Raw genomic sequence first — 22,013 nt, 5'->3', positions numbered from 1 at the left:
CGATTGGGTTATGTATTGATAAAAAACTTACCCTGCCAACTATCAGTTTCTTCCAGACGCTTTTCGATAAGGCTAAGTACTTTGTCGTAGCGGAGGTTCCATCGATTGGTAAGGTTATAATCGGGATTGGCTTCTCCGGCAAGTCTTTCGATCACCAGTGTGGGTCTTAACCGGCCAAGGTATTCGCAAATAAAATCGACATATTCGTCCAATGTAAACAGCGTAAACGCTTCCGGATTCTCTTCGAAATCCTGTGCCATACGGGTACCTTTTACAATCTGCAATTGATGAAATTTTACTGTATTCAAAGGTAGTTTGGAGATAATTTCGGCCGAATCGAGCATCATGCTGCGCGATTCGCCTGGCAAGCCAAAAATGAGGTGACCACCGGTTTGAATGCCTCTCCTGGCTGCTTCGTGCACAGCCCACACCGATTTTTCGAAACTATGCCCCCGGTTAATTTTTTCGAGACTCTGGTTGTATACCGATTCGATGCCAAACTCCACCATCAGGTAATAATTTTCTTTGATCTCAGCCAGCAAATCGAAAATATCTTCGTCTACACAATCGGGGCGGGTTCCAATTACCAGGCCCATTACATCGGGGTAGGCAAGCGCCTCCATATATTTTTTCCTTAGCACATCCACCGGTGCATAGGTGTTGCTGTAAGCCTGAAAATAGGCCAGAAACAGGCTGGCTTTCCGGTAGCGCTTCCGATGAAACCTGATGCCACGCTCCAGTTGCAGGCTTATCGACTCCTGATCGCGGCAATACGAGGGGTTAAAGGCATTGTTGTTGCAAAAGCTGCAACCGCCCACCGACACTTTACCATCGCGGTTTGGACAAGTAAAACCTGCATCGAGGGTGAGCTTCTGCAGGCGGCTGCCAAAATTCATGCGGGTATGGTTCGATGCCAGGTTGATACGCCTGCTATGCCCCCATGAAAAAACAGGTAATCCTTCTTGTTGCGCTTTGGTTTCTTTCTTCCCCATTTATTAATTGCTATTGCTTACTTCTATTATTTCGTGTTGGGTCAGGTACCAGATATAGCCTTTCACACCTGGTTTTCCGGCAGCAGTAAGCAGCTGCATATATTCTTTCACCTGTTTCTGGTGACTTTGTCTGTCAGCCTTTGTACCCGTTTTATAATCTACCACCAGGGTTTCATCGTCTTTCAGCATTATGCGGTCGGGTCTTTTCAGACTTCCATTTGGCACCACAATGTCGGCTTCGGTTAGTATTTTGTATTTTCCGCTGAACCATTCATGTTTTTCGGTTTCACGAATGGCATCCGAAAGTAGCTGATGCAATTGCCGGCCCTCTGTTTCAGAGAGAATACCTGATTGCACTTTCTCTTTCACTGCTTTTTCCAGGTCGTTGGTTGTTTGAACCTTTTCCATCACCGAATGAATAATTCGCCCTTGCACCAGTTGATGAAAACGGCCTTCTGCAGAAAAGGTCAACAATTGTTCTGAAAGTTGCTTGCTTTTTATGCAAGGCATTACGAGGGTTTGTTGAATGGCGGGCATAGCGATACCCTTGATTGGATTTGCCTGCAAGTTTTGCTTTGCGAGTTTACCATAGCTTATTCTTCCTGCCTGGAGGTCGTAATTGAGCTCAAATTCCTTATTGGAATTCAATTTTAGCTTGTCAAGAGTGAGATGTATAAGTGAATTTATATCTTCTATGGCTTGGATGCCACCTTCAGATGCTTCGGTCTCCTTTTTTTCTTTCACTTTCTTGGGCTCTTTTATAAAAACATACAATGCATTTACCGCCCTTGTGTAAGCTACATAAAGTAAGTTAAGGTTATCGATGGTATTCAGGTCTTTTTCAAGGAAAAAATCGTCTTTGAAAAAGCTGTTTTGGACGAGGTTAGTGGGTTTTATGGGTAACAATGGCAATTGACTATAGGGTTCCCATTTTGGCTCTACCCAAAGAAGATCATCATGGTTTGGCTTAAAGCTACTGAGCATATCGGGTATAATCACCACCGGAAATTCAAGACCTTTCGCTTTGTGTATGGTAAGAATCCTTATTGCTCCCTCGCTTTCGCTGGCAGAAATGGTGGTGTTATCTCCTTCTTCTTCCCAAAATTTAAGAAATGACCCCATGTCGGAATGCTGTTTGTTGGCAAATTCAAAAACTACATCCAGGAAGGAATGAATGTAAACCAACTCGCTTTCTAATTCGAAAAAGCCAAACAGATTGCAAATCTTTTCTGAGGCGAGGTAAAGCGAATCTTGTCTTATTTCGCTACAGAATGCTGCAAAGTTGGTATTGAAAATTGAATCACATACATAGGAATCAAATCGGCCTTCAGGGAAAGGAATTTTATCGGCATCGCTGTCAGACTTGAGGAATAAAAAATTGGCCAGCATGGTGGCAGCTGCCAATAGGTTGGACGAGTTGTGTGCATAAGCCAGGGCATTCACAACCGCCAGCACTGCCGGAGAACTATGCAAAAAGAGTGATTCGTTTGAAATCACACCCACAGGTTTTGCAAACAATTGTTTTTGGTTGGCCTCTACAATGATTTCGGCTATTTGTTTACCGTTCTTTTTATGCCTTACCAGAATTGCTATGTCCGATGGTTCGAAACCACTTTCAAGCAATTCGTTAATGCTACCAATGAGGTGTCCGCGAATTGCTGGAAAATCGATTGAGTCTTCCTCCGTTTCATCACCAACATTTTGCTGCGATTCAGCATTTCCGGAAATAATCTGAAAAGAAACAAATCCACGCTGTTGATCTTTCCCGGCAGGAGACTTTTGCGCTACATCGGCATAAAGCTTACTTTTTTGAATTGAATTTTCTGTCAGGTCTTGGTTCTGGCTATCGAGCAATTCCGTGGCCAGCCGAAAGAAATGGTTGTTAAACCTCACTATGTTGGCATCGCTTCTCCAGTTGGTATCCAGGTTAACTGTTGTGGTGTTTCCAGAACCAAGGTCGTTTAGTACCTGCGATTCAAGAATTTTCCAGTTGCTGTTTCGAAAACGATAAATTGATTGTTTAACATCCCCTACAACCAAACAGGAATGCCCCACAGACAGGCTGTTCTCTAATAGTGGTCTGAAATTAGACCATTGCATCAACGAGGTATCCTGAAATTCGTCGATTAGTAGGTGATTAAATTGGTTGCCAGCTTTTTCGTAAATAAAAGGTACATTGTTATGGTTGATAAGCTTCTGAATAAAAGGTGCAGCATCGCTGATCAGAAAAGCATCCCTTTCTTTACGTACAAGTTCCACTTCTTCCTGCAATTCGGTAAGTAGGCCAAGTACAGCTAAATTTTTAAGCACTATCAGGCTTGTGGAATAGTTTTCGGCTTTTTCGGCTATAAGATTTTTTAGGTTTACCAGGGCTGGGGCAGCTATTTCGGTGCCAAACCTTATTGCTTCCTGTGGTTGTTTGGTTTTGCCTGAAGGCCATTTGTCCGGATTATTCAGAATTGTTTCGACGTAATTTTTTTTAAAGTCAAAATTCTGATTTAAGACCTTTCTAAACACATTTATTGGGCCTTTTGTTGTTTGAAAGAAATCTTCGATAGTCAACCCCTGCAAAGTCATATTTTCCATAACCCTTTGGGCGATGCCGGCGGTATCGTTTTCAAACGCTTTTTTAATTTCTTTTAATGCGTTTGCGTACAATTCAAGTGTTGCTTTGTTTTTGATGGTTTGTTTTATCTCTGGTAGCTTTTCTTGCAGATTTTCGCGAAAAAGGCTTCTTCCCAGCCGTTGCAATTCTCTGGTGAAATCCCAACTTCCATCTTTCTCTAATTTTTCTTCGACATAAGCAATAATCCATGAGAGTAATTCTGGTTCATTGCCTAGCCTGTCGAGCAGACCCTCAACAGCCAGGTTCAATATTTTATCCTGGTTCAGTTCGATGTTGTAATAGCCCGAAAGGTTTAATTCGCGCACAAAAGAACGAATGACAGTTTGAAAAAAGGAGTCGATTGTTTCGACCCTCAGCCACGAGTAGCCATGCAAAATAGAGCTAAGAATTTGCCCGGCTTTTTTTCGCACAGCAGGTTCGTCAAGTTTGCTGGTTTTACAAATTACTTCGAGGTGATTCGAGGGTTTTCCGGTGGCCAGTGTGTTCAATTCTTTCAGAATGCGCTCCTTCATTTCGGCAGTGGCCTTGTTGGTAAAAGTAACAGCCAAAATACGGCGGTAGTAGTCGTTACCCGGATGGCTTAGCAGAAGATTTAAAATGTCGCTGGTAAGTGTGTAAGTTTTTCCTGATCCAGCAGAGGCTCTGATAATTTTTAATTTCGCCATAGGCCTAAAAGTAATAAAATTCGAGTTTAGTTATCGGTTTTATTTCGTGGAAGTTTTTAAGATCCGGGTTGCCGAACAATTGAGGTTAGAGACTGTTTACTTCACAACATCAATATCAACAACACATGAAAGCACAGTTTTTTTCTTCTATCGCTCTTTCACTGTTTATGAGCCTAACAGCATTCTCACAAAGTTCTTTTTACGATTTTAAGGTAAATGCCATCGATGGTAGTCCTTTTGATTTGTCGACCCTGAAAGGAAAAAAAGTACTGGTGGTCAACACCGCTTCGAAATGTGGTTTAACACCGCAATATGCCGATCTGGAAAAGCTTTACAAGGAATATGCTGAAAAAGGATTGGTAGTAATTGGTTTTCCTGCCAATGATTTTTTGAGCCAGGAACCCGGAACCAACGAAGAGATTCAAACCTTTTGTTCGGTGAATTATGGAGTTACTTTTCCGATGATGGAGAAAATTAGCGTAAAAGGTAAAGAGATTCATCCACTTTATGCATGGCTTACCTCCAAGGATAAAAACGGGGTGATGGACAGCGAAGTGAAATGGAACTTTCAAAAATATATGATCGACGAAAACGGAGTTCTTGTGGATGTAGCTTTTCCGAAGGACGAACCTTATGGCGCCAAGATTATCAATTGGCTGGAAGGAATAAAATAACATATATAGATAAATAGATATAAAATTATTATCTTCGCGGCAAAAAGAGGAAAATGGTACAAAATATCTATAACTATTATCAATACAGCGATACTTTAGCTGCCGGGGGACAACCCACACCTGAGCAGTTGGAAGCATTGAAAAAAGAAGGTTTTCAGGTGGTGTTTAGCATTTCACCTGCTTCAACCCGCAATTACCTTCAAACAGAAGCAACTATTGCCGAAAGCTTAGGGATGGAATTTGTGCATTATCCGGTAGATTGTTCGAACCTTATAGACTCTCACTATAAAGTATTTAGCAAAATACTCGAAGGTATTGCCGACAAAAAAGTATTTGTGCATTGTGGCGGAAACATTAAATCGTCGAGCCTGATACACATGTACAAAGTGCTGGAGATGGGTGTGAATGAGGAAGACTCGCTGCAGGAACTGAAAACAATCCACAAACCAGAACAAAAATGGTTCGAATACTTTAAGAGACAAGGAATGCAGGGACTTTCATAGAACCCTTCTATACATTTTAAGTCCTTAAAAACTCATTCATTTATTCGAACAGATTTTCGTCGCGAATAATCATTAATATGGCCGAATGAGGCACAATGATATAGGCTTCTTTTTTGAATTCGAATTCATATCCGCTGTTTTGCAAAAAGATGGCCATGTCGCCTACCTTTAGTTGCAAAGGCAAATATTTCACCTCGTTGTGTTTTTCTTTCCAGGGTTCATCGGAATCGTTAATGGCAGGAATCGGATAGCCCGGACCTACCTTAAGCACATAGCCAGCTTGAATTTTTTCTTTAGCTTGTATGCCTGGAGGCAGGAATAGCCCTGACTGGGTTTTATCGAGAGGCGATTTGGGCTTAATTAACACCCTGTCACCAACCATAATAAACTTATCGAGGTTCTGTTCGCCTAATTCGAGGTTCATGGTATAAAAAGCTTTTCAGGTAAACGCTTACACTATTCAACAGTTGAACAAAGGTCTTGCTTGAGTGCCAGCGATCACTATTTATTCGTTCTTTTTGTTTCCACCAAAAAGCGAAAAATGAACATACCTTTTGGGGTGTTCTTTTAAATCGGTAAGCAATGCATCGAGGCTGGCCGTCGAAGCTGCCAGATTCTGATAGAGGCTGCTGTCGTTTATTAATAATCCGGCTGTACCTTCGCTGTTGTTTATTTTCGTCATAATGGCATTGGTCGCTGCCAGTGTGCTATCGAGGTGCAGAAGTGTTTGCTGCAGGTTGGCACTGTCGATTGCCGAAGTAATATTGGCAATGTTGTCGAGGGCAGCACCCATCGATTCGTTTTTTTTTGCCAGATTACCCATAACCGACTCTACATGTGCCAGGGATTTACCCAGGTCTCCATTGGGAGAGATTTGATTCGAGAAGCTTTCGAGCGATTTGCTTAAAGCAGCAATGGAAGCCTGAAGGTCTTTCTGCATTTGTTCGTTGAGCGTATTGTTAAAACTTTCGAGGGTAATGTTCAGGTTTGCCATAGCCGATTCGAGGCTGTTCTGCAAAGGTTCCAACATTCCCATCAGACCAGGGTCATATGCAGGACTAAGGGTATCGCCTGGATGGTGAAATGCAGTGGTATCGGTAAAAACCAAGTGCAAGTCTTTTGCTGAAGCAATCATACTCGACGATTTGGCCATCACCGTGCTCCCTATTGGAATACGCAGTGTTTTCTCCATCACAAGCCGAAGCGTAAACATATTGGGTTTATTGGCATCGAAGTAAATGTTGGTAATATTTCCTACTCTGTAGCCACGATAATACACATAGCCCGATTCGATAATCCCATCAACATTTTCGTACGAGACATAGTAAGCATTGGTAGGATTGAGCAGATTTTTTCCTTTTAAATAGTTATATCCCCATATTGCCAGAGCAATAATGGCCAGGGCTATGGTTCCTGTTTTTATTTCGCGTGATATTTTCATATTGAACTTATTTGCTGGTTGACCTATTGGCCGACCTTTTAATTTGTTTTGACCATTTCGAGTGCTTGCGACAAAGGTATAATCTTTCCGTTGCTCACCGCAACAATAAATGCATCAGGATATTTCTTTTTTATCTCTTTGCTGTAATCCATGGCTTCTTCATAGGTTGAACTTCCTCCAGCCAGGTATTTGTACTTTTTTTCCATTTGAATTTCCTGGACCGATGCAAGACCTTCGAATGTTTTATCGTTTGTGGCTATTTGTTTTTCAGACACAAGTACCTGCACCTTGAAAATTACCTCCGTCGATGTGCTTTCAGGTGTTCCAAGGGTACTTTTAGGTCGGTATAAATATTGGTTGGTGTCAGGCAATGCCCTTAAAGAATCTGGGGTCTTTTTGGCTTCTACCGGGGATGTTTGCGCAGTAATGAGAGGTTCCGGTGTAAAGCTGGTCCCTTCAATATATTCTTTATAGTCTCGAAAAGCCCTGAATATGGCCGATGCCAAATAATCCTGCCCCGATTCGCTTGCTAAATATTTTTCTTCTTCTATGTTACTCAAAAATCCAACTTCAACCAGCACGCTTGGCATGGTAGTTTCCCATAGAACAAGAAAACCAGCTTGCTTCACACCCCTGTCTTTTCGGTTTGCCCGATCCCTGAACTGGGTCTGTATCAGTGAGGCTGCATTGAGGCTCTGATCGAGGTAGGTGTTTTGCATAAGGGAAAGTATAATGTACGATTCAACGTTATTCGGGTCGAATCCTTCATATCGGGTTTTATAATTGTCTTCCAGTACGATGGCCGAGTTTTCTTTTTTAGCTACTTCCAGGTTTTCTTGCGATTTGTGCAAGCCCATTACATAAGTTTCAGCACCAAGGGCGGCGGTGTTCGGGTTTGAGTTGGCATGAATTGAAATAAACAGATCGGCATTGGCCTTGTTGGCAATCTGGGTTCGTTCGTGTAAACCGATAAAAACATCGCTGTCGCGGGTATAGATTACTTTTACATCTGGAAACTTTTCCTCGATATATTTACCTGTTTTTAAGGCTATGGCTAGTACCACGTCTTTTTCTTTGGCATAACTGCCTAGTGCTCCGGGGTCCTTACCACCGTGACCTGCATCAATTACTACGGTACGAATTTTGTTATGCTGCTCGTCGATCTGTGCATAAATCGAAAAATAAGGGAAGGAGAGGGGCACTGTCAGTAAAAAATAAAAAATAATCTTATGTCTCGCGCGACCACTCAAAAATATCTGCATAAGAAAAAGTTTATTTTATTAGTTTTGTTGCCGTTGTTTGTAATCAATCGTCCTGCAAAAATAGTACTAAAATTGTTATCACGTCCAGCTACCCTTGTTTCGATATTAACACTGCTTGTCATAAGCTTTCATAGCAGCTATGCACAAGTTGGCGCAGGGCGTTTCGATCGTACCAATCCAAAATCCTCACAATACGACACCATTTCACAATCCGATAGCATCGCTCCAGTTCAAAAAAAAGCAAAAAAGCAGGTTATCGAAGAACCTGTTTTTTATTCAGCCAACGACTCCATGAGTATTCTGGTTAAGCGACAGAATGTGCTTTTATGGGGAGAGGGAGAGATAAAATACCAGGATATTGAGCTTACTTCTGAATTTATTGTTTCTGACCTTTCGAGCCAGGAAATCAATGCAGTGGGAGGCATCGATACGGCCGGTGTGTATTTTGGTAAGCCTAAATTTAAGAAGGGCAAGGAAGAGTTCGATGCCGATTCGATTTATTACAACATTAAAACAGGCAAAGGCATTATCTACAATGTAAAATCGAAGCAGGACGAGGGTTATTTGCATAGCGACCTTACTAAACGCGACAACCAGGGACATATTCATATGAAAGGCGGCAAGTACACTACCTGCGACCTGGACCACCCCCATTTTTATATGGAACTTACCAAAGCCATTGCCATTCCCAACGATAAAATTATCAGCGGGCCAGCTTACCTGGTGCTCGAAGATGTTCCCATTCCTTTGCTAGGATTACCCTTTGGCTTTTTTCCGAGCAGCAGCAAACGTGCTGCTGGTATCATTATTCCCCGCTATGGCGAGGAGCAAAACCGCGGGTTCTATTTGCAAAATGGTGGTTGGTACCAGCCTATGGGGCAATACCTCGACATGCAGCTCCTGGGCGACATTTATTCGAAAGGTTCCTATGCCCTGAAATGGGGTTCGAGCTACAAGGTCAGATACCGCTTTAATGGCACCATGAAAATCGATTACAATGTAAACAAGGATAATAGTAACAATAGTTTTGAAGAATCACAGGATTTCAGATGGGTTTGGAACCACCGGCAGGATCCCAAAGCGAATCCCACTCAATCGTTTTCGGCCAATGTGAACTTTTCCAGTTCCGGTTTTGATAAAAACAACTCATACAACTACAACGATGTGGTGACTACCCAGAAGTCTTCGAGTATTAGTTACACCAAAAGCTTTCCGGGCACCCCGCTTAATCTTTCCGTTTCGGCCAATGCCAGGCAGAATACAGCCGATAGCACCCTGGTAATGGATTTGCCAATTGCTTCGTTCAATGCCACAACCATTTATCTCTTCCGGCAAAAATCAGGAACTGGTAAGTTAAAGTGGTACGAAAATGTGGGGTTTAGTTATCGTTCGGAGTTCAAGAATATAATTGATATTCGCGACACCATGCTTTTTGAGTCGCAAACCTGGGATGAGCTGAATTATGGTTTTAAACACGATATTCCCTTTGTTTTAAACCTTAAAACAGATAAGGTTAAAATGCTCACCGTATCGCCAGGCTTAAGCTATTCGGGTGCCATGAATAGCTGGTACACAAAAAAGCGGACCGAAATGGTAGGGGATGAACAAGTGGTAGTAACAGATACCATTCGCGAGGTTACCTACGCCCATGCCGTTAATCCATCCATCTCTGTGGGCTTAACACCCAAGATTACTGGTATGTTTACGAATACCCGCTCTGATTCACGGCTTGTTGCCGTGAGGCATGTCATGCAACCCCGGGCAAGTTTCTCTTATGTACCCGACATGTCGTCTATCAACCCGAATTATTTCGATACAGTCTATTATACCAGCAATGGAGAGCTCCAATACGAAACATACTCCTATTATGAGGATAATCTCTACAAATCGCCCAGTTTTGCCAAGGAAAGCGGGTCGTTAAGCTTAGGTTTAAGCAACAACCTCGAGATGAAACTTAAACCAAAAAACGATACCGCACAAACCAAAGAAATGGAAAAGGTGACACTTTTACGTAACCTGAATCTTACCACTTCCTATAATCCCTTTGCCGATGAGTTTAAGTGGAGTGCCATTAGCCTTAATGGAGGTACATCGCTGTTCAAAGATATTTTAAGTTTGAACCTTACTGCCCGTTTCGATCCATATGACTATATACTCGATACTGCTAAAGGAAATAATAGTTACAAACGGGTTGACGAGTTTTATTACAACAATGGCAAGGGGTTGGCTCGTTTTGTTAGTATGAATTTAACTACATCCTTTCGATTACGCTCGAAGCAAGGGAAGAGCGCGCAGGCTTCGGAACCAGGCGAGGAATCAGCTGATCTGAATCCTTATCAGGATCCGTTTAGTAACGACTATGATAATATACCGGGGTCCATTGCAGGTTCTTATGTCGATTTTAACATCCCGTGGTCGCTCAATGTCAACCACACCTATTCCATTGCGCGAACCTATACAAAGCAGGACCAGAAGATAACCAACACGGTGAACCTTTCGGGAGATTTTAGTCTTACCCAAAAATGGAAGATAGGCTTTAATACTGGCTACGATTTCGAAGAGAAGGAGATGACGCTCACGAATTTCAATATCAACCGTGACTTGCATTGCTGGATGATGCAATTCTCCATGGTTCCTTTTGGCACCAGACGAAACTATAACTTTACAATCAATGCCAAGGCCAGCATTCTGCGCGACCTGAAATGGGATAAACGACAAAATTGGTACGACAATTTTTAACTACCTTCTTTTACTTATTGAAAAGCCATTTTAAACCAATCATAGTTCTAAAATATACCCACATGAAGAAAATTGTATCTACTACCGAAGCTCCTTCTGCCATTGGTCCTTATAGCCAGGCTGTGGAGATAAATGGAATGGTGTTTCTCAGTGGCCAAATTCCGATTGACCCCAAAACAGGTGAAATTGTACCGGGAGGTATTCAGCCGCAAACCGAACAGGTGCTTAAAAACATTGGTGCCGTACTTAAGGCTGCAGGTCTTGATTATTCAGATGTGGTGAAGACAACTTGTTTTCTGAAGGATATGAATGATTTTGCAGCCATGAACCAGGTATATGCCAGGTTTTTTGTCGAAAACCAGCCAGCGAGGGCTGCGGTGGAAGTGGCCCGTCTGCCAAAGGATGTACAAATCGAAATTGAGCTAATTGGAGTAAAAGGGGCAGGGAATTAAGAAATTGAAGCAAATAAAAAGCCCCCGGGTTTCCGGAGGCTTTATAATTTTATGCTTTGTGTGTTATTCAGCAACAATTTCGAAAGCAATTTCCACCTTCACTTCTTTGTGCAAGCGAATGGTAGCGGTATAGCTTCCAACTTCTTTTATAAGCTCTTCTTTGATACTGATGTGTCTGCGATCGATGTCGAATCCTTTTTCGCTGAGCGATTCAGCAATTTGAATGGTATTGACCGAGCCAAAAATTTTACCTTTTGAGCTGGTTTTTGCACCAAGTGTAAGGCTTACTCCTTCAAGTTTTTTCGCCAGCTCAAGTGCTTCTTCACGCACTTTTTGTTCTTTGTGCGAGCGTTGCTTTAAAATTTCGGTGTGCTGTTTCTTTGCTGATTCAGTAGCATTCACTGCAAAACCTTTTGGAATCAGGTAATTGCGGGCATAACCATCTTTCACTGTTACAATATCGTCTTTGTAACCCAGGTTGCCCATATCTTGTTTTAATATAATTTCCATTTCGTGAAGATTGAATTATTTCATTAAATCGGTTACATAGGGCAATAAGGCCAGGTGACGGGCACGTTTTACGGCAGTAGCCACTTTGCGTTGAAATTTAAGCGAAGTACCGGTAATACGACGGGGAAGAATTTTCCCCTGCTCGTTCAGAAAGCGTTTAAGGAATTCTGCATCCTTGTAATCGACATATTTGATGCGGTTTTTCTTAAAACGGCAAAACTTTTTCTTTTTATTTTCGATGGTGGGAGGAGTAAGATACCTGATCTCTCCTTGTCCGTTATTTGTTGCACTCATAATTAAGCCTCTACTTTTTGTTGGTTTTTAGCACGTTTTTTCTCAGCATATTGAACAGAATATTTTTCCATTTTGAATGTCAGAAATCTGATGATTCTTTCGTCGCGACGGTATTCTGTTTCGAGGGTAGCAATAAATTCGCCCGGAGCAGCAAACTCTAAGAGGTAGTAGAAGCCAGTTGATTTTTTTTGAATGGGGTAGGCAAGCTTACGCAGTCCCCAATTCTCTTCGTGAACTATTTCACCGCTATGGTCGGTGATCAGTTTCTTGAACTTGTCAACCGCTTCCTTCATCTGTGCCTCAGACAAAACGGGAGTTGCAATGAAAACGGTTTCGTATCGGTTCGTCATTACTAAAAAAATTTAATTAATAAATAAGTTTATTTTTTCGAGCCGCAAAGATAATTTAAATCCGCTTTATACCAAACAAACAGATCATTATATTTCGTTTTTGCCAAGCTTAATGTTGCAAATAAAATGCTATTTGAATAAAAATATTTCATTCAAATAGTCCTTAATCAGGATCAGGCTGGCTAATTTATCTGTAAAAACTTAAAGGCTTCGTATACCAGAAAGGCTGGCCAGACAAGTGCTTTCAAAAAGCCTAAAACGCCCAACCAAAATGTGGTGGCATTGGAAATATACCAAATAGCAGCGCCAATCAGGCCTATTCCATACACTGCGTTTGCCGGAGCTGATTCGTGAATTTTTGATCCCATAGTAAATGATTTAGAAAAAAATGTTACTAAAAGTAATAATTAGTAAGCAGAATCTATCGTTATTTTTCAGATCAACTGAAGGTTAAACTTCAGCCCAGTTTGCTCCTTTCTTAATGCGGCTTATCTGCATCTCCGAAACTCCGAAATTCTTAGCCAGCAATACTCCTGATATGCCCAGTCCCAGTTGATGTTTAATGATGCGTACATCACTTTCGCTGAGTTTCGAATAAACCTGTCTCTTGGGCAGGCTGTATTGTTGCCCTAAAAATTCCTGCCAGCCTATCCACTCAGTTCTATAATATTGATCGGGGCGGGCGGGTAATTTTTCAGGCCTGTTTTTCCATGTTCGGTAATCGATAGAGTTTCGAATTCCGCTCAACTTGCAAAATTCTGAAGCTTTCTGGTAGCTCAAGTAATAATTGTTTGAATACTGGCCGGTTTTTCCAAAAAAATCGTTCCAGCCTTTCCATACCCCGGTCTTTTTAAAGAACTCGTCGGGTTTACGCGGAAAGTTTTTAGGAAGGTATTTGCCAGCCCTTTTGTAGGCATCGAACTTACGGGAAGAGTTTATGCCTTGTGGAACCAAATGGTCTTTTGCCCATATTGCAGCAAGTTTATATGACCATTTGATTACCTTTTCATAGCAATCAATGTTCATCATGTTGGTTTGGTTGGTTTGGTTGTTTATGGTTTGTATCTATCCCATCTAACGGTGGTGGTATATACAAAGAACAAAATTAAGGAAATCTGATTCAATAATAAAAATTGTAATTCATTTTAGCCTTGTTGATAATGCATGATAAAATATTTACTCTCTGTAAATCAGTCAGATATCTGTCAAATATTGGACTTCATTTTTCTTAAGGCTTTGACTCAAAATAAGAATAAGTATATTTGCGATTGAATAAAACAAGCCGATGTCCGATTTTATTGTTTCCGCGCGTAAATACCGTCCTACTACCTTTGCATCGGTGGTAGGTCAGCGGAGCATTACTTCTACCCTGAAGAATGCTATTAGCAAGGGACACCTGGCTCAGGCTTATTTATTTTGCGGTCCGCGTGGAGTAGGAAAGACTACCTGCGCCCGCATTCTTGCAAAAACCATCAATTGTCAGAATCTTACGCCAGAAGCCGAACCTTGTAACCAGTGCGAATCGTGCCTTAGTTTTAACGAAAACCGTTCTTACAATATCCATGAGCTCGATGCCGCTTCGAATAACTCAGTCGACGATATAAGGAGCCTGATCGAGAAAGTTAGAATACCGCCGCAGATAAGCCGTTATAGTGTTTACATCATCGACGAGGTTCATATGTTGTCGCAGTCGGCATTCAATGCTTTTCTGAAAACACTCGAAGAGCCTCCTAAGCATGCGATATTTATTTTAGCTACTACCGAAAAACATAAAATTCTTCCTACAATTCTGTCGCGATGCCAGATTTACGATTTCAATCGAATTCAGATAAAGGATACGGTCGATTTTTTGTCGGCTATTGCACAAAAAGAAAAGATCGAATACGAGCTGGAAGCGTTTAATATTATTGCGCAAAAATCGGATGGCGCCATGCGCGATGCCTTATCGGTGTTCGACCAGGTAGTCAGTTTTTCAAACGGTAAAGTAACCTACCAGGGCGTTATTGATAACCTGAATATTCTCGATTATGAGTATTATTTTACGTTAACCGATGCTTTTTTAGCAGGTGATGTATCAAAAAGTCTCGTAGTATTTGACGAGATTTTGCGTAATGGTTTCGATTCACATAATTTCATTAATGGATTGAGTAGTCATTTGCGCGATCTTCTGGTTTGCAAAGCCGAAACTACGGTGCAACTGCTCGAGGTAGGCGATTCGATAAGGGAAAAATACCTTGCCCAGGCAGCCCGATGCGATCAGGCCTTCTTGTTTGATGTGCTGGAATATTGTTCCGATGCCGACATCAATTACAAGGCCAGTAAAAATCAACGGCTTCACATTGAACTTTGCCTGGTTCGGATCTGCAACCGGGGCAGCGAAAAAAAAAAATAAGCTAAGTGGTAAAACACTTTTTCTTACCGGCAACGAAGGCCTGAGTATTTCAAAGAATATTGCAGCGCCGGTTCATTCTGAGGTTGTACCAAAAGCAAAAACGCCAGAATCCTTTGTAAAGTCCATTACAACGCGCACACCGTCTCTTAAAGATACTCTTTCGAAAATTAGCCAGATCGGTAAAGAGGAATCACAAGCTAATTCTAAAGTTGACTTGCATAATTCGGATACCGGGTTGCCCCGCAATGCAATTAGTAAAGAGAATATCGATGAGCGCTGGGGTTTATTTGTCGATTCAATCCGAAATAAGGATCAAAGGATGCACGCGGCCCTAAAATCCATTGTTCCCGAGTGGGAGGAGCCAGAAAGAATCGTCCTTAAATTTCAGAACAACGCCCTACTTTCTGAGTTTCAGACAAGACTCAAGCCCGCTCTTCTGCGCTATTTCAAAGAAAACTTGCAAAACGAGTTCATTACCATTGGTGAATTTGTGGTGGAAGCTGAAAAGATGGAAAAACCCAATTTCCTGAGCGAAGGGGAGAAACTGCTGAAAATGATTGAAAAAAATCCAGCACTTCAAGAGCTAAAAACCAAATTCAAACTCGATTTCGATTAAACATAAGCCCGAAAACAGTGTTTTATAAATTGATCGATTCAAAATAAAATCAAAAAAATACTTAAATAACTACAAAAATGCCCACTATCCGTCCAGTAATCCATTACACAAAAACAGACGAAGCGCCGGCTCTGGCTACTTATTCACTTTTACCTATTGTGAAAACCTTTGCAACTCAAGCTGAGATCGAAGTAGTGTTAAGCGATATTTCATTAGCCGGTCGCATTTTAGCTGCATTTCCTGAATACCTAAAAGAAAACCAGCGCGTTGAAGATGCACTTTCTTTCCTCGGAGATTTAACCAGGCAAGCCGGAGCTAACATTATTAAACTGCCCAATATAAGTGCTTCGATGCCGCAGCTGAAATCAGCTATCAGGGAGTTGCAAGAACATGGTTTTATGGTTCCGGAATATCCCGATAAGTCTTCCGGCGAAGTTGAAAAAAGCATCAAAGAGCGTTACGATGCCATTAAGGGAAGTGCAGTGAATCCGGTATTACGCGAAGGAAATTCCGACCGAAGGGCGCCGCGCTCGGTAAAGGAATTTGCACGAAAACATCCGCATTCAATGGGTGCATGGAGCAAAGATTCGCATACCCATGTGGCCAGCATGGATAAAGGAGATTTTTATGGCAGTGAAAAATCATTTATTGCCGAAAAAGAAGGAAACATGCGTGTTAACTTTGTGGTGGCCGATGGTTCAATTAAAGTACTGAAAGAAAATTTGACTTTGCAGGAAGGAGAGGTAATTGATGCTTCTGTCATGTCGGTACGTGAATTGATAAGTTTTTTTGAAAAGCAAATTACTGATGCCAAAGAAAAGAATGTACTCTTTTCAGTTCATCTAAAAGCTACCATGATGAAGGTTTCTGATCCTATCATTTTTGGACATGTGGTAAAGGTATTTTATAAAGAGATTTTTGATAAACACAGTACTACATTTTCTCAGTTGGGAATAGATGCAAAAAATGGTCTGGCAGAGGTTTACCAAAAAATTCAAACACTCGATCAGCCAGTGAGGAGTGCGATTGAGTCTGATATTATGGCTTTGTACGAGCTAAAACCAGCCTTGGCCATGGTGAATTCCGACAAGGGCATTACCAACCTGCATGTGCCCAGCGATGTTATTATCGATGCGTCTATGCCTGCTGCCATTCGCACTTCCGGACAAATGTGGGGTCCTGATGGAAAACCCCAGGATATGAAGGCAGTGATACCGGATCGTTGCTATTCGGGAGTTTACAAAGAGGTAATCGAATTTTGTAAAAACAATGGTGCCTTCGATCCTCGCACCATGGGCAGTGTTTCCAATGTAGGCCTTATGGCTCAGAAAGCGGAGGAATATGGTTCGCATGACAAAACATTTGAAATGTCCGGAGCCGGGAAAGTGCAGGTAATAGACGAAGATGGAACCATACTTATTGAACACGAAGTGGAAAAAGGCGATATCTGGCGCATGTGCAGCACAAAAGATGCTGCCGTAAAGGACTGGGTAAAACTTGCGGTGGCGCGTGCACGCGATACAGGCCTGCCAACCATCTTTTGGCTGGACAACAAAAGGGCGCACGATGCCAATATCATCCGGAAAGTAAACCAATACTTGAGCGATTTTAACACCCAGGGATTGGACATACACATAATGTCGCCTGAAGAAGCTACACGCTATACGCTCAAAGCCATTCTGGAAGGGAAAGATGTAATTTCGGTAACCGGAAATGTACTGCGCGATTACCTCACTGATCTTTTCCCCATACTCGAACTCGGAACCAGTGCGAAAATGTTATCCATTGTACCCTTAATGAATGGAGGTGGATTGTTTGAAACAGGGGCTGGTGGTTCGGCTCCCAAACATGTGCAACAATTCTTGCAGGAGGGCCATTTGCGTTGGGATTCTCTGGGAGAGTTTCTGGCGCTGGCTGTTTCCTTTGAACATCTAGGCAAAACAACAGGAAATAAAAAGGCGCTCATTCTTTCCGAAACCCTCGACAGGGCAACTGCTTCTTTACTTAACGCAGGCAAAAGTCCTTCGAGAAAAGTGCATGAAATAGACAACAGGGGTAGTCACTTCTACCTTGCCCTTTATTGGGCCACCGAATTGGCTGCCCAGGATTCGGATTTACATTTAAAAAGTGCCTTTGCACCTCTTGCCCAGAAATTGGCTGCTGATGAGGCTAAAATTATTAACGAATTAAATACTGCCCAAGGCAAATCAGTGGATATAGGAGGATATTATCAACCCGATGAAACTCTTGCGAACCAACATATGCGGCCCAGCGAAACCTTCAACCGGATTTTAAACCCGATGATTTAAGAAATGCTGCTTTAATCGGCACTATTGAACCAGAGGCCATATATTTTTGTTACTTTTATACACTGAAAAAAAACTATATACTATGCTGAAACCTAAAATTGAATCTATACTTAATTCGCAAATTGGAAAAGAGTTGTACTCTTCACTTCTTTATTTGTCAATGGCCTCATGGGCTGAGCATACGGGTTATGCCGGAATTGCTAAATGGCTCTATGCACAGGCCGAGGAAGAAAAATTACACATGCTCAAATTTGTCAATTACATCAACGATCGTGGAGGGCATGCCATTATTCCTGCGGTGGAGCAGCCACCCGTAAAACACGGTACGGTTAAAGAAATGTTCGAGTCTGTGTTGGAGCATGAGAACAAAGTCACAGAGTGGATTAACGACATTGTTGCAGCAACTATCGAACAGAAAGATTTTACTACTCAAAACTGGGTGCAATGGTTTGTAACCGAACAAATCGAGGAAGAAGCCAGTGTAAAGGAAATACTTGACAAACTGCATATGCTCAACGGCGAGAATATGTATATGTTCGACCGCGATATTCTTAGTATGCGCACTCAAAGTGCCACTCCGGCTAAATAATTTGGCATTCTCAGTAACAGAAATATACCGCTCTGAAGAAATTCGGAGCGGTATTTTATTTTTCTTTTTTTCAATCCTGAAAAAAGCACAGTGCCTACACGTAAATCTTTTGTATTAAGCCTTAACGCAAACTCAAATTATTTTTAGACAAGCATATTGTCAATTATTCATTGCTCCAAAATAAGACTGACTTTGCAAAGGAGATTTATGGCACATAATTCGGCTTTTCAGGATAAAAAAATTAAATTTGCTGCCCCTATTACAAAATTAAAAAACCCATAATGAGCTTTATCAATAACATACTAAGTGTATTTTTTGGCAATAAATCCCTGCGCGACTTAAAAGAGATTTCTCCCATTGTCGACACAATCAAAGCGGCATATGCACCTCTTGCAACAATATCCAATGATGAGCTACGCGAAAAAACAGGTCAGATTCGCAAGACTATTTCTGATTTTATTGCCAGCGAAAACCAACAAGTACAAGAACTTAGGGCCCAGGCTGAAAAGGAAGAAGACATTCTGACCAAACAAAGCATTTACGATCAGGTTGATAAACTTGAAAAGGATATAAACCAAAAATTAGAAGAGGTATTAAACCAGGTACTTCCTGAGGCTTATGCTGTTATGCGCGAAACGGCCAGAAGATTCAAAGAAAACGAATATGTCGAGGTTACCGCCAACGAAAACGACCGTAATCTGGCAGCCCGACATCCACATGTAGAAATTGTTAGTAACAAGGCGCGTTACAAAAACCGGTGGATTGCTGGAGGTAATGAAATAACCTGGGATATGGTGCACTACGATGTGCAGCTCATTGGAGGGGTTGTGCTGCATCAGGGTAAGATTTCTGAAATGGCTACCGGTGAAGGTAAAACCCTGGTGGCCACTTTGCCTGTATTTTTAAATGCTCTTGCAGGCCGCGGCGTGCACATTGTAACCGTCAACGACTACCTGGCTAAGCGTGACTCGGAATGGATGGGGCCTCTCTATGAATTTCATGGCCTTTCGGTTGATTGTATCGACAAACACCAGCCAAACTCAGCTGCTCGCAGGGCTGCTTACCAGGCCGATATAACCTTTGGTACCAACAACGAGTTTGGTTTCGACTATTTACGCGACAATATGGCCACCAGTCCGTCCGATTTGGTTCAGCGCAAGCACCATTATGCCATTGTCGATGAGGTCGACTCTGTATTGATAGATGACGCCCGTACTCCCTTAATCATTTCAGGTCCTATCCCCAGAGGCGATAACCAGGAATTTGAGGATTATAAGCCTCGTGTAGAAAAGCTTATCAATGCACAACGTAAGTTGGTAACCGAATTTCTGGCAGAAGCTAAGCAACTTTTAAAAGATGGCAACAAGGAAAAAGGCGGTTTCAAACTTCTTCAGGCATTTAAAGGTCTGCCTAAGAACAAGGCACTTATAAAGTTTTTAAGTGAAGAAGGAAACAAAGCCCTTCTGCTTAAAACCGAAAACTTCTACATGCAGGATTCGAACAAGAATATGCATAAGGTAACAGATGAACTGTATTTTGTAATCGACGAAAAACTTAACTCGGTAGACTTGACCGATAAAGGTGTTGATACCATTACAAATAGTACCGAAGACTCTAATTTTTTTATATTACCTGATATCGGAACCGAAATTGCCGAGTTGGAGCGCTCAGGTCTTTCTGAAATTCAGATGCTTTCAGCCAAAGATAAACTGGTGCAGGACTATTCTATTAAATCGGAGCGAATACACACTGTAAACCAATTGCTGAAGGCCTATGCCATGTTTGAGAAGGATGTGGAATATGTGGTAATAGACAATAAAGTAAAAATTGTCGACGAGCAAACTGGTCGTATTATGGAAGGTCGCCGATACAGCGACGGACTCCACCAGGCTATCGAAGCGAAGGAGAATGTGAAGGTCGAAGCAGCTACCCAGACTTATGCTACCATTACGCTTCAGAACTATTTCAGGATGTACCACAAACTCTCTGGAATGACTGGTACTGCAGAGACAGAGGCAGGTGAATTCTGGGATATTTATAAGCTCGACGTAGTGGTAATTCCTACCAACAGGCCCATTTCGCGCGACGACAGGCAGGACTTTATTTACAAAACTACACGCGAAAAATACAATGCAGTAATAGATGATTGCGTAGGTCTTGTAAAAGATGGCCGACCTGTATTGGTCGGTACAACCTCCGTGGAGATATCGGAACTCCTGAGTCGCATGCTTAAAATGCGTGGCATTAAGCACCAGGTACTGAATGCCAAACTTCACCAGCGCGAAGCAGATGTAGTGGCCGAAGCAGGCAAGCCGGGTTCGGTAACCATTGCTACCAACATGGCTGGTAGGGGTACTGACATCAAACTTCCCGAAGAAGTGAAGAAGGCTGGAGGTTTGGCCATTATTGGTACCGAACGACATGAGTCTCGGCGTGTTGATAGACAGTTGCGAGGCCGTTCGGGACGTCAGGGCGACCCGGGTTCATCGCAGTTTTATGTATCGCTCGAAGATAACCTGATGCGTCTGTTTGGGTCTGATCGTATAGCTGGCCTGATGGATCGTATGGGGCTTAAAGAAGGAGAGGTGATTCAGCACAGTATGATAACCAAATCCATCGAAAGAGCACAGAAAAAAGTTGAAGAGAATAACTTCGGAATTCGTAAACGCTTGCTGGAATACGACGACGTAATGAATAGCCAGCGCGAAGTGATTTATACCAAAAGGCGCCATTCGCTACACGGTGAGCGCATTCAGGTGGACATAGCCAATATGATGTACGACGTTTCGGAGAGCATTGTAGAGGAATATCATGGCAATGTAGATTACGATGATTTCACCCTCGAGGTATTACGGTTTCTTACTATATCCTGTCCGATCAATCATGACGAATACCTAAAACTTTCGAAACAGGAAATTGCAGAAAAACTATACCACTCGGCACGAGCGGCTTATAACCGCCGGTTGGAAACAATGCGCAGCCAGGCAATGCCCATTATTAAAAATGTGTATGAGCAGCAGGGAAAAACTTATGAAAACATTCTTGTCCCTGTTACCGATGGTTTTAAAACCTATAATGTAATTACACACCTCGAGCGTAACGTAAACAACCAATGCGAAGAACTTTTGCGCAGCTATGAAAAAACGGTAAGCCTTGCAACCATCGACGACAACTGGAAGGAACACCTTCGTGAACTGGACGACTTGAAACAATCGGTTCAGAACGCCACCTATGAGCAGAAAGATCCTCTGCTGATCTACAAATTCGAGTCGTTTCAGCTCTTTAAAACCATGATTGACAAGGTGAACAAGGAAGTTGTAGGCGTGCTAATGAAAGGACATATTCCCATCGAAAATCCAAATCAGATTCAAAGGGGCGAAGTTCCACGCCGAACCAACCTGAATAATTTAAGGGCCAGCAAGAGCGAATTTGGGTCTTCGTTCGAAGGAGGCAGCGGATCGGATGAACGCAAACCCTCTAATGCACCAGAATCAAGGGTTCAGCCTGTAAGAGTTGAAAAAAAGGTAGGCCGAAATGAAGCCTGTCCTTGCGGAAGTGGCAAAAAATACAAGCAATGCCACGGAAAGAATGAATTGTAA

19 protein-coding genes are annotated in these 22,013 nt (G+C 42.2%); 9 read left to right on the top strand and 10 right to left on the bottom strand.

Going from position 1 to position 22,013, the window contains the following annotated elements; all coding sequences use genetic code 11:
• Window positions 1-8 precede the first annotated feature (8 nt).
• Together IPM71_01475 and IPM71_01470 are read right to left on the bottom strand one after the other, a co-directional pair.
• The gene (locus IPM71_01475; GenBank protein QQS51419.1) at window positions 9-992 is read right to left on the bottom strand and encodes a TIGR01212 family radical SAM protein; all 984 of its coding nucleotides are present in this window, start codon (window positions 990-992) and stop codon (window positions 9-11) included.
• A 3-nt stretch (window positions 993-995) separates the two neighbouring features.
• Window positions 996-4,283 (bottom strand): UvrD-helicase domain-containing protein, encoded by a 3,288-nt coding sequence (locus tag IPM71_01470; protein QQS51418.1) that lies wholly within the window; start codon window positions 4,281-4,283, stop codon window positions 996-998.
• Window positions 4,284-4,408: 125 nt separating this feature from the next.
• Between IPM71_01470 and IPM71_01465 the strand changes: the two genes are divergently transcribed.
• Both IPM71_01465 and IPM71_01460 read left to right on the top strand, forming a co-directional pair.
• Window positions 4,409-4,957, top strand: coding sequence for a glutathione peroxidase (locus tag IPM71_01465; protein ID QQS51417.1), 549 nt, complete (start codon window positions 4,409-4,411; stop codon window positions 4,955-4,957).
• Between the two features lie 53 nt (window positions 4,958-5,010).
• Window positions 5,011-5,460, top strand: coding sequence for a protein tyrosine phosphatase family protein (locus IPM71_01460; GenBank protein QQS51416.1), 450 nt, complete (start codon window positions 5,011-5,013; stop codon window positions 5,458-5,460).
• 40 nt (window positions 5,461-5,500) lie between these two features.
• Here the strand turns inward: IPM71_01460 and IPM71_01455 are convergent, their stop codons facing one another.
• The 3 genes from IPM71_01455 to IPM71_01445 all read right to left on the bottom strand — a co-directional run bounded on the left by IPM71_01455 (window position 5,501) and on the right by IPM71_01445 (window position 8,163).
• On the bottom strand, window positions 5,501-5,884 hold the full coding sequence (locus IPM71_01455) for a co-chaperone GroES (protein QQS51415.1): 384 nt from the start codon (window positions 5,882-5,884) through the stop codon (window positions 5,501-5,503).
• 81 nt (window positions 5,885-5,965) lie between these two features.
• Window positions 5,966-6,901, bottom strand: a complete 936-nt coding sequence (locus IPM71_01450) for an MCE family protein (protein QQS51414.1) — start codon at window positions 6,899-6,901, stop codon at window positions 5,966-5,968.
• Between the two features lie 38 nt (window positions 6,902-6,939).
• Entirely contained in the window at window positions 6,940-8,163 is a 1,224-nt protein-coding gene (locus IPM71_01445) for an N-acetylmuramoyl-L-alanine amidase (GenBank protein QQS51413.1), read from the bottom strand.
• Here IPM71_01445 and IPM71_01440 point away from each other — a divergent pair.
• Window positions 8,131-10,902 carry an LPS-assembly protein LptD gene (locus tag IPM71_01440; GenBank protein QQS51412.1) on the top strand — a complete coding sequence of 924 codons (2,772 nt, stop codon included), beginning with the start codon at window positions 8,131-8,133 and terminating at the stop codon, window positions 10,900-10,902. The genes IPM71_01445 and IPM71_01440 overlap by 33 nt on opposite strands.
• A gap of 62 nt (window positions 10,903-10,964) precedes the next feature.
• A complete protein-coding gene (locus IPM71_01435; protein QQS51411.1) occupies window positions 10,965-11,354 on the top strand; it encodes a RidA family protein in 390 nt (129 codons plus the stop codon).
• A 63-nt stretch (window positions 11,355-11,417) separates the two neighbouring features.
• Here IPM71_01435 and IPM71_01430 read toward each other — a convergent pair whose 3' ends face one another.
• The 5 genes from IPM71_01430 to IPM71_01410 form a co-directional block, all read right to left on the bottom strand.
• Window positions 11,418-11,864 carry a 50S ribosomal protein L9 gene (locus IPM71_01430; GenBank protein ID QQS51410.1) on the bottom strand — a complete coding sequence of 149 codons (447 nt, stop codon included), beginning with the start codon at window positions 11,862-11,864 and terminating at the stop codon, window positions 11,418-11,420.
• 15 nt (window positions 11,865-11,879) lie between these two features.
• Complete coding sequence (locus IPM71_01425; protein QQS51409.1) at window positions 11,880-12,158, bottom strand: 30S ribosomal protein S18; 279 nt, start codon at window positions 12,156-12,158, stop codon at window positions 11,880-11,882.
• Between the two features lie 2 nt (window positions 12,159-12,160).
• A complete protein-coding gene (locus tag IPM71_01420) occupies window positions 12,161-12,508 on the bottom strand; it encodes a 30S ribosomal protein S6 (protein QQS51408.1) in 348 nt (115 codons plus the stop codon).
• A gap of 182 nt (window positions 12,509-12,690) precedes the next feature.
• Entirely contained in the window at window positions 12,691-12,876 is a 186-nt protein-coding gene (locus tag IPM71_01415) for a hypothetical protein (GenBank protein ID QQS51407.1), read from the bottom strand.
• An 82-nt stretch (window positions 12,877-12,958) separates the two neighbouring features.
• Window positions 12,959-13,537 carry a hypothetical protein gene (locus IPM71_01410; protein ID QQS51406.1) on the bottom strand — a complete coding sequence of 193 codons (579 nt, stop codon included), beginning with the start codon at window positions 13,535-13,537 and terminating at the stop codon, window positions 12,959-12,961.
• A 256-nt stretch (window positions 13,538-13,793) separates the two neighbouring features.
• On the opposite strand from IPM71_01410, the gene IPM71_01405 reads away from it, so the two are divergent.
• The 5 genes from IPM71_01405 (at window position 13,794) to secA (ending at window position 22,013) form a co-directional block, all read left to right on the top strand.
• On the top strand, window positions 13,794-14,900 hold the full coding sequence (locus IPM71_01405; GenBank protein ID QQS51405.1) for a DNA polymerase III subunit gamma/tau: 1,107 nt from the start codon (window positions 13,794-13,796) through the stop codon (window positions 14,898-14,900).
• The gene (locus tag IPM71_01400; GenBank protein ID QQS51404.1) at window positions 14,848-15,516 is read left to right on the top strand and encodes a hypothetical protein; all 669 of its coding nucleotides are present in this window, start codon (window positions 14,848-14,850) and stop codon (window positions 15,514-15,516) included. Before IPM71_01405 ends, IPM71_01400 begins: the two co-directional genes overlap by 53 nt.
• 77 nt (window positions 15,517-15,593) lie before the next feature.
• The gene (locus IPM71_01395; GenBank protein ID QQS51403.1) at window positions 15,594-17,825 is read left to right on the top strand and encodes an NADP-dependent isocitrate dehydrogenase; all 2,232 of its coding nucleotides are present in this window, start codon (window positions 15,594-15,596) and stop codon (window positions 17,823-17,825) included.
• Between the two features lie 82 nt (window positions 17,826-17,907).
• Window positions 17,908-18,414, top strand: a complete 507-nt coding sequence (locus IPM71_01390) for a ferritin (GenBank protein QQS51402.1) — start codon at window positions 17,908-17,910, stop codon at window positions 18,412-18,414.
• Between the two features lie 281 nt (window positions 18,415-18,695).
• Window positions 18,696-22,013: a preprotein translocase subunit SecA gene (secA, locus tag IPM71_01385; protein QQS51401.1), complete on the top strand. Its 3,318-nt coding sequence runs from the start codon at window positions 18,696-18,698 to the stop codon at window positions 22,011-22,013.

The sequence above is a fragment of the Bacteroidota bacterium genome (genome assembly GCA_016699695.1).
Classification (GTDB): domain Bacteria; phylum Bacteroidota; class Bacteroidia; order Bacteroidales; family UBA10428; genus UBA10428.
The sequence above is the reverse complement of the archived record's forward strand: the minus strand, read 5'-3'. Positions and strand labels throughout refer to the sequence as shown.

Bases quoted from the DNA above. Each gene is read 5' to 3' on its own strand.
- IPM71_01475 (QQS51419.1), bottom strand. From the start codon at position 992: ATGGGGAAGAAAGAAACCAAAGCGCAACAAGAAGGATTACCTGTTTTT.
- IPM71_01470 (QQS51418.1), bottom strand. From the start codon at position 4,283: ATGGCGAAATTAAAAATTATCAGAGCCTCTGCTGGATCAGGAAAAACT.
- IPM71_01465 (QQS51417.1), top strand. From the start codon at position 4,409: ATGAAAGCACAGTTTTTTTCTTCTATCGCTCTTTCACTGTTTATGAGC.
- IPM71_01460 (QQS51416.1), top strand. From the start codon at position 5,011: ATGGTACAAAATATCTATAACTATTATCAATACAGCGATACTTTAGCT.
- IPM71_01455 (QQS51415.1), bottom strand. From the start codon at position 5,884: ATGAACCTCGAATTAGGCGAACAGAACCTCGATAAGTTTATTATGGTT.
- IPM71_01450 (QQS51414.1), bottom strand. From the start codon at position 6,901: ATGAAAATATCACGCGAAATAAAAACAGGAACCATAGCCCTGGCCATT.
- IPM71_01440 (QQS51412.1), top strand. From the start codon at position 8,131: ATGTCTCGCGCGACCACTCAAAAATATCTGCATAAGAAAAAGTTTATT.
- IPM71_01445 (QQS51413.1), bottom strand. From the start codon at position 8,163: ATGCAGATATTTTTGAGTGGTCGCGCGAGACATAAGATTATTTTTTAT.
- IPM71_01435 (QQS51411.1), top strand. From the start codon at position 10,965: ATGAAGAAAATTGTATCTACTACCGAAGCTCCTTCTGCCATTGGTCCT.
- IPM71_01430 (QQS51410.1), bottom strand. From the start codon at position 11,864: ATGGAAATTATATTAAAACAAGATATGGGCAACCTGGGTTACAAAGAC.
- IPM71_01425 (QQS51409.1), bottom strand. From the start codon at position 12,158: ATGAGTGCAACAAATAACGGACAAGGAGAGATCAGGTATCTTACTCCT.
- IPM71_01420 (QQS51408.1), bottom strand. From the start codon at position 12,508: ATGACGAACCGATACGAAACCGTTTTCATTGCAACTCCCGTTTTGTCT.
- IPM71_01415 (QQS51407.1), bottom strand. From the start codon at position 12,876: ATGGGATCAAAAATTCACGAATCAGCTCCGGCAAACGCAGTGTATGGA.
- IPM71_01410 (QQS51406.1), bottom strand. From the start codon at position 13,537: ATGATGAACATTGATTGCTATGAAAAGGTAATCAAATGGTCATATAAA.
- IPM71_01405 (QQS51405.1), top strand. From the start codon at position 13,794: ATGTCCGATTTTATTGTTTCCGCGCGTAAATACCGTCCTACTACCTTT.
- IPM71_01395 (QQS51403.1), top strand. From the start codon at position 15,594: ATGCCCACTATCCGTCCAGTAATCCATTACACAAAAACAGACGAAGCG.
- IPM71_01390 (QQS51402.1), top strand. From the start codon at position 17,908: ATGCTGAAACCTAAAATTGAATCTATACTTAATTCGCAAATTGGAAAA.
- secA (QQS51401.1), top strand. From the start codon at position 18,696: ATGAGCTTTATCAATAACATACTAAGTGTATTTTTTGGCAATAAATCC.